At 59.5% G+C, this 7,269-nt stretch carries 7 protein-coding genes; 4 read left to right on the top strand and 3 right to left on the bottom strand.

Annotation, left to right across the window (positions count from 1 at the left end; all coding sequences use genetic code 11):
• Positions 1-1,119, top strand: a 1,119-nt coding sequence (locus tag WCA53_RS07255; RefSeq protein ID WP_423907424.1) for a two-component system sensor histidine kinase NtrB, incomplete at its 5' end; no start/stop codon positions are given.
• 5 nt (positions 1,120-1,124) lie between these two features.
• On the opposite strand, the gene WCA53_RS07250 is transcribed toward WCA53_RS07255, so the two are convergent.
• Positions 1,125-2,135, bottom strand: a complete 1,011-nt coding sequence (locus WCA53_RS07250) for a questin oxidase family protein (RefSeq protein ID WP_423907422.1) — start codon at positions 2,133-2,135, stop codon at positions 1,125-1,127.
• Between the two features lie 85 nt (positions 2,136-2,220).
• Here WCA53_RS07250 and soxR point away from each other — a divergent pair, with 85 nt between their 5' ends.
• A complete protein-coding gene (soxR, locus tag WCA53_RS07245; RefSeq protein WP_423907420.1) occupies positions 2,221-2,700 on the top strand; it encodes a redox-sensitive transcriptional activator SoxR in 480 nt (159 codons plus the stop codon).
• Here the strand turns inward: soxR and WCA53_RS07240 are convergent.
• Positions 2,697-3,629, bottom strand: a complete 933-nt coding sequence (locus WCA53_RS07240) for a serine hydrolase domain-containing protein (RefSeq protein ID WP_423907417.1) — start codon at positions 3,627-3,629, stop codon at positions 2,697-2,699. The genes soxR and WCA53_RS07240 overlap by 4 nt on opposite strands.
• 165 nt (positions 3,630-3,794) lie before the next feature.
• Positions 3,795-4,922 (bottom strand): alkene reductase, encoded by a 1,128-nt coding sequence (locus WCA53_RS07235; RefSeq protein ID WP_423907414.1) that lies wholly within the window; start codon positions 4,920-4,922, stop codon positions 3,795-3,797.
• Between the two features lie 152 nt (positions 4,923-5,074).
• Between WCA53_RS07235 and WCA53_RS07230 the strand changes: the two genes are divergently transcribed.
• Together WCA53_RS07230 and WCA53_RS07225 are read left to right on the top strand one after the other, a co-directional pair.
• Positions 5,075-5,983, top strand: a complete 909-nt coding sequence (locus WCA53_RS07230; RefSeq protein WP_423907412.1) for a LysR family transcriptional regulator — start codon at positions 5,075-5,077, stop codon at positions 5,981-5,983.
• Between the two features lie 138 nt (positions 5,984-6,121).
• On the top strand, positions 6,122-7,269 hold a 1,148-nt coding region (locus tag WCA53_RS07225; RefSeq protein WP_423907410.1), incomplete at its 3' end, for an MFS transporter.

The following is a 7,269-nucleotide window of genomic DNA, read 5'->3' as shown; positions in this document are numbered from 1 at the left end:
ACTGACCGCAGGCAAGCCGAAGTAAAATTCCGGCGTGCTCTCGAGTTCCTGCCGATTGCAATCCTGATGGTCGATCAACATGGGCGAATTGTGCTGGCCAACGAGCAGACGGAAAGGCTCTTCGGGTATTCACGTGACGAACTAAGCGGACAGTTGGCGACAATGCTCGTCTCGCAACTGCTGGGCGCTGATGGGTCCACGCCGCACGCCGAGCGCTCCCCCATGGCACACGCTTCGACCGAGACGGCACCTCGCGATCTGCTCGCGCGGCGCAAGGACGGAACTGAGTTCGCGGTCGAAGTCGGTTTCAATACGGTTCGATTCGAAGATGAAGAGGCCGTGCTCGCGGTGATCGTGGATAGAACCGAGCGGCATGAACTGTACCGGCGCCAGCAGGAACTGGCCCATCTGACGCGCGTCTCGACGGTTGGCGAACTAGCGGCGTCGTTCGCGCATGAACTGAACCAGCCCCTTACCGCGATTCTGAGCAACGCGCAGGCCGCCCAGCGATTTATGTTAATCGAGCCGGTCGACCTGACCGAAGTGCGCGAGATACTGAAAGACATTGTTCACGACAACAACCGCGCAAGCGAAGTAATCCGGCGGATTCGCTCGCTTCTCAAGAAGGGCGAGCCGGAATTCGCGTCGCTCGATCCGGTCGCTGTGGTCCGCGACACGGTGCAGCTGTTGCACAACGTCGCAATCATGCGCGGTATGCGTGTGTCAGTCCATTTCGATGCCAGTCCGGCCACGGTGTACGGCGACAAGGTGCAGTTGCAGCAGGTCATGTTCAATCTCTTGCTCAACGCGTTCGACGCGATGGACGATCGTCCGGCCAGAGACCGCATGGTGACCGTGTCCATCACGCTTGAGAGCCCGCGAATAATGCGCGTCGCGGTGCGCGATCGCGGGGCTGGCCTGCCCGACGACCGGCTCGCGGTCATCTTCAACCCGTTTGTTACCTCGAAGCCCGAGGGTCTTGGCCTCGGATTGTCGATCAGCCGAACGATTATCGAGATGCATCGCGGACGGCTATGGGCTGAAAACAATACGGATCAAGGCGCGACGTTTTATTTCACGTTACCCGTAGGGGACGCCGTGCAGGTTGATCCCTTGTAATTGGGCTACACCTCAAGCAGCCTTGCCGCCGACGCGAGATAAAGCGGCGATGGGTGGCGACGGTCCTCGCAAAGACAGGTGTATGTCATCTTGATCACGTGATCATCGTCCGAGACGATCGCCATCCGGCACACGTCGCTCCAGTCAACGGTGGAATCTGGAATGTCTGCTTGTGCTGTTTCGTCGACCGGCTTGCCGACCGTTGCGTAAGCCGCGATTAGCGCAATCCACAGGCTCGGCAGCAATTGCTTGGTCAGGCTATCGTCAAGCTCGGCAAAGACGATTCGCGCGGCGTGCGTTGCTGTAACCGTGTGGAGCAGCGTGAAGTCGGGCTTGCCCCAATAAGCGGCGATTGTCGCCCGTGCGAGATCGTCCAGCAACGCACCCTGTGCGGGAGGCGCGAGGACGGCCATGCCAAACCGTACATCGGTTGCAACTGCGACCAAGCGTGAAGTGATCGAGTTGCCCGGGAACGCCACGTCGCTTAACGCATGGGCGACATGGTCGAATCCGGCATTGGCACTCTCCGCCACGCGATTTTGGTCCAGCCGAACGTCAATAGGCAGATGCGACGAAATTAATGATGCCAGGCCCGCGGCAATCTCGCCGACATGCCCCGCCTCAATGCCGTAGGCCAGACGGATGAGCGCATGAAAGGCCTGCGTAGCAGGAGCGAAAGGAACCTCCTGCAGGACGGCGGTGATGACGGGAACGGGCCCAGCGTCGGCGATCCAGTCCTGAAAGCAAAAGCGCAAAGCGCCGAATGCGGCACGTTTGCCTAAATGATGTGCCCAGTCGTAACGAGAGATAATCGCGTCGACAGGCGGCGCACTCATGGCGTACTCGCGCTCCCACCTATCAAAAAACGCTTGCAGTCGAGCGGGCGTTGCCCCCATCTCGGCCAATGCAACAAGCGCCATTGGACAATGGTTGGTCGTACCTCTGGCCGCAAGGTCAAAGCGTGCGTTTGCATCCAGAAGGCCGCCCAACTTGAGGTGAACAGAGTCGCTGCGCATGTTGTCGCCTCTTAATCCAAGTAAGGGGATCCCATTGTGAAAGTTCAAGTAAACTTGAAGTCAAGAGCCAATACTGGGGAGCTTCATGAACGAGACCGTAATTACAATTGGCGAACTTGCTAAACGCTCGGGCGTGGCGACGAGCGCGATCCGCTTCTATGAGGAACAGGGGCTGATCAGTAGTACCCGAACAAGCGGCGGTCAACGGCAGTATCGAAGGGAGACGCTGCGCCGGGTTGGGTTCATTCGTGCGGCACAGGCGGTTGGATTGAACCTTTCGGATATCGGATCCGCGCTGGATACCTTACCGGGGCAGCGCACTCCGACAAAAAAGGATTGGGAGCGTCTCTCGCGGGCGTGGCAGCCTATGCTTCAAGAGCGCATAGACACGCTCATCGCGTTGCGCGATCAGCTTGCGTCCTGTGTGGGTTGCGGGTGCCTGTCGCTGAAATCCTGCTCGCTCTACAATCCAGGAGACGTTGCCCGACGGCGCGGGAGCGGTGCCCGATATCTGCTTGGCGATACCTCGCGCGCGGTGTTGGACCAACAGCGCGAAAGCGACTAATCCGCGATACAGACGTATTCTTCAAACAGCCGTCGCACGTTCTTTTTTCGCGCCTTGCCGTTATCGGAGCACACGGCGGCGACGATCGCGTTCCTTGGATCCACGATAAGGTACTGCTCGCCGAAACCGGCCGCGAAGAAGTACTTCGGTCCGATCCACCACAGATAGCCGTAGCGCGCATCGTCCATCGGCAAGCCTGCGCTGCATTGGGCCCTTGAGGATTCGTTCACGAACGATTCATCGATCAGCCTCTCTCGATGCCAGAGTCCACGCGCGGCCATAACGAGCCCGAGCTTGGCCATATCGCGGGTACTCACCCTGAGACCGCGGCCTGCGAACGGGTTGCCTTCTTCGTCTGCGAGCCACTCAAAATGCTTGATGCCTAACGGCGCGAACAGCTTGTCCCGCGCGTATTGATCGATCGGGCGACCCGTTGCGCGCGCCAGTAAAATCGACAGCAAATGCGCGGCATGTGAGTCGTATTGGAAATGAGAGCCGGGCTCATGCGCAAGCGGTCTGTCGAGAATGAAACGCAGCCGTGCGCCAGCTTCGTCGAACCGGGCGCACTTGCCTAGCAGGCATGGGTCCGCGATACGCTCATCCCATGCAAATCCGGAGGTCATCGTGAGCAGCTGGTCGATGGTAATTCGCTGCACGCGTTCGTCGGTCGAGGCAGCGCGCGCTTCGGGCAGGAATTCGCCGAGGGTTTGCCGAACACTGCGGATTACGCCTTCCCGCAAGGCCATGCCGACGAGCATCCCAACCGCGCTTTTCGTCACCGAATTCACGGACTGCAGTTCCTCGGGATGAACGTCGGCGCGATGGTGCCCGAAGATCTCTTGGCCTTCCCGGAAAATCACGAATGCGCGAATACCGTTCCCATCGGCTTCAAGGACATCGCGCAAAGCACGAAGTCCTTGGCGTGCCATTAGGCGCTCGGTCGGTGATGCAGTCATTTTTAATTCTGCCTGAATGGACGTTGTCGCGAAGCGAAGCGATTCGATTCAGGACTCTACCCCAGGTCGGCCGCGAGCTCGGGGTAGGGGCCTTTGGCCGGCTTGGTGCCGGCCAAAGGCCCACGCATTGGCGTTCGTTCAGGCGACGCAGGACTGGCTAGCGCCCTCCAGGGGCGCGTAGTCGGTGTAGCCACGGTGGTCGCCGCCGTAGAACGTGGCGCGGTCGTGCCAGGTCATGGTTGCCCCGGTGCGGAGTCGCTCAGGGAAGTCCGGATTGCTGATGAAGGGACGCCCGAATGCGACAGCGTCGGCACGCGCATCGGCTACAACGGCACGGGCCGTTTCAGCAACGTATCCTCCCGCCGAGATATACGTACCCTTGAAGATGGATTTAAAGCGAGAAGCCGCGTCTGGAGCGCTCGCATCGACCGGTAAATCGGTAGTGAAATCTGCGCGAGGTTCGACGACATGCAGATAGGCCAGGTCCCGCGTGGCCAACTCAGAGGCGACGTAATCCCACAGGGTTTCTCCATCGCTATCGGACATGTCATTGAAGGTGCCCCAAGGCGACAGCCGGACACCCACTCGGTCCGAACCTATCGCAACGATCACGGCGTCGACCACTTCGAGCAACAGGCGCGCTCGATTTTCAATCGATCCACCATATCGGTCTGTGCGTTTGTTTGATCCGTTGCGCAGGAACTGGTCGAGCAAATAGCCGTTGGCGCCGTGAACCTCAACCCCGTCGAAGCCCGCCTCTTGTGCGTTGCGCGCTGCTGTGACGAAGTCGCGAACGAGTTCGGCGATTTCCTTTTCTTCCATCGCACGCGGCGTTTCGAAAGGGACCTGCTTGCCGGACGCGTCGGTGTGATCGCCGGATGGGGGAACGGCGGACGGCGCGACGGGCAGCGCTCCATCGGGTTGCAGCGAAGAATGCGAAATGCGACCCACGTGCCAGATTTGACTGAAGATGAAGCCGCCTTTCGCGTGGACTGCCTCTGTCACCGCGCGCCAACCGGCTATCTGCTCGGCGCTGTACAGGCCCGGCGTTCCCCGGTAGCCCTGTGCCTGCGGCGTAATATCAGTCGCCTCGGTAATGAGCAACCCGCCTTCGCTTGCGCGTTGTCCGTAATACTCGGCGTTCAGTGCGTGCGGAACATGGCCCGGTTGGGCCGAACGCATCCGGGTCATGGGAGCCATGACGACGCGGTGCTTCAGTTCCAGGGCGCCAAGCTTTAGCGGGGTAAAAAGCGGATCGGGTTGCAAAGTTACGCTCCAGAGGATTGAAACTGAAGCGTATCAACTATATCCGCGCGCGAGTAGATGCCATCCGCAATCATCCTGTATATCGTTTTTCGATATAATTGGTCGCATGCCGCCGAAGGACACGGCTAACAGTATTCGTGAAGGAAACCGATATGGATGCCGAGAAAATCGACCTGGGTGGCGTCGCAGTATTTTTGAACGCGGCTGCGGCAGGCAGTCTTTCAGCAGCAGCGAGGCGCATGGGTATCGCACCAATGGCCGCAACGCGGCGACTCGCCGCGCTGGAAGAGGGACTGGGGGTGCGTCTCATGCAGCGCACCACGCGCTCGGTGTCCCTGACCGCTGAAGGTGAGGCATTCCTTCCTTTCGCGTCCACCATCGTTGAAGCCGCGGAAGCGGGACGCGCAGTCATTTCGCCGTCGCAAAACGGGGCGGCGGGGTTGCTGCGCGTGACGGCATGCGGGTCAGTCGGCCGGGCGGTCATCATGCCGCTGATCACCACACTGCTGGACGAAAACCCCGGCTTGCGGGTTGACATGTTGCTTACCGATACGGTGGTCGACATCGTATCGACCGGCGTGGACGTCGCGGTCCGGATCGGCGAGTTAAGGGATTCAAACCTGATTGCCACCTCGCTTGGAGTCAACCGGCGGATACTCTGCGCGTCCCCACAGTATCTTTCCCGGCGTGGAAGTCCCAGCCGCGTGAGTGACCTTGCCGACCACGATTGCATTGCGCCCACCGGTACATTGCACTGGCAATTCGACGTCAACGGACAAGAGCGCGCGATCCGCATTTCCGGCCGCGTCACGATCAGCAGCCTTGACGGCGTATTCGATGCTTGCGTGGCCGGTGCAGGGCTTGCTGTCCTCTCAAGCTGGCACGCAGACGCCGATATCGCATCGGGCAAGCTCGTGCAGATCGACCTTAAGGACGCGACTCCCAAGGAACTGGAAATTTGGGCCGTGTACCCAACGAGACGTCAGGTTTTGCCTAAGGTACGGGTCTTTGTCGAAGCGATGCGCGAACGTCTGGCGAGGCCAGCTAGTGTGGCCGCGTAGGTTATAAGTCTTAATGCATCGCGAGCCATGCATCGACCGTTTATTAGCCACTAGCGAAACACTGGCGTCTGGACCCGTTCACCTACCTAGCGGAGAAATGTTGAGGTAGCATCCTCGAACTCAATCGGGGAGACAACGGTGTTTCGGGGACTCAAATCTCGCATCAACGCAATCGGTCCCCGTCTTGCCAGTCTGCTTCTCAGTGATTTCCTGACGATCCTGGCGGACATGGTTGGCTATATCACGCTCCCTTGGTGGATCGTGCATCGGGGCGGCGCACATGACCTTGCGCTCTACAGCGTAAGTGTCGCCATCACCACGATCTTTGCAATGCCGCTGCTTTCCCCGCTTGGGGATCGATACGCAAAAAGACCGCAAATCGTATGGGGTGTCTGCGTCTTGATGGTCGTCGCCTTTACCCTTGCTACGCTCGCCTCGCTGTCGGACTACCGGCTTATGTTCATCATGTGCATAGGCGTGGTCACCGTGATAGCGAAAGCGTTCATCGATCCGGCGAGCGCCACCATTTCGACTGAACTCGTTCCGTCAAATCGTTTGGCCGAAGCGCTTCGTCTTCGTAAATCGACGCAAGCGGCAGGTCGTGCCTTAGGACCCGCATTGGCTGGCGCGACACTGGCCTTGGGCGGTATCGCTGCAACCTTCTGGATAAACGGCATTCTGCTTGGCGTGGCTGCCTACGTGACTTTGCACCTTCCATCCGGGTCTCAGCGTCGCGAACACCATCGCGGCTTAGCCCGTTGGTGGGAAGACCTGCGCGCCGGACTGCACGCTAAATGGATCGTACCGCTGGAGCGCGGCTGGACACTTGTCAACTTCCTCGTATGGATATTCCAGGGCCCTGCAGTCGGCATGCTGATCCCGCTCAAGGTTCAATCACTCGGGCTGTCAGGTCTCTGGCTAGGCGGTTGCGAAGCAGCCTTATCCGTTGGTTTGCTAGTCGGCAGCTTTCGTGGTTCTGACGCGCTAGTCAGACAGTTCGGCCGATTCAATGTCCGGGTGGGGGCCGCTATGTGCGAAGGGCTGGCACTTGCCGCTTCGGGCTGGGCCCATTCACCCATCGTTCTCGTATTGGCGCTTACATGCGTGGGTTTCGCCAACGCATCGATGGGACTTGTTGGCGCGACTCACCGTTCATTGGCTATCCCGCAGAATTTCCGCGTGCGCATTCTCGCTGCCAGCATGATGACCACGCAGATTGCGGGAATTCTTGGGCCGATGATTGCAGCCATGGCGCTCACGCATTGGGCGGTGGGCAACGTCTATAC

It is taken from the genome of Caballeronia sp. (genome assembly GCF_049581465.1).
Lineage (GTDB): Bacteria > Pseudomonadota > Gammaproteobacteria > Burkholderiales > Burkholderiaceae > Caballeronia.
The sequence above is the reverse complement of the archived record's forward strand: the minus strand, read 5'-3'. Positions and strand labels throughout refer to the sequence as shown.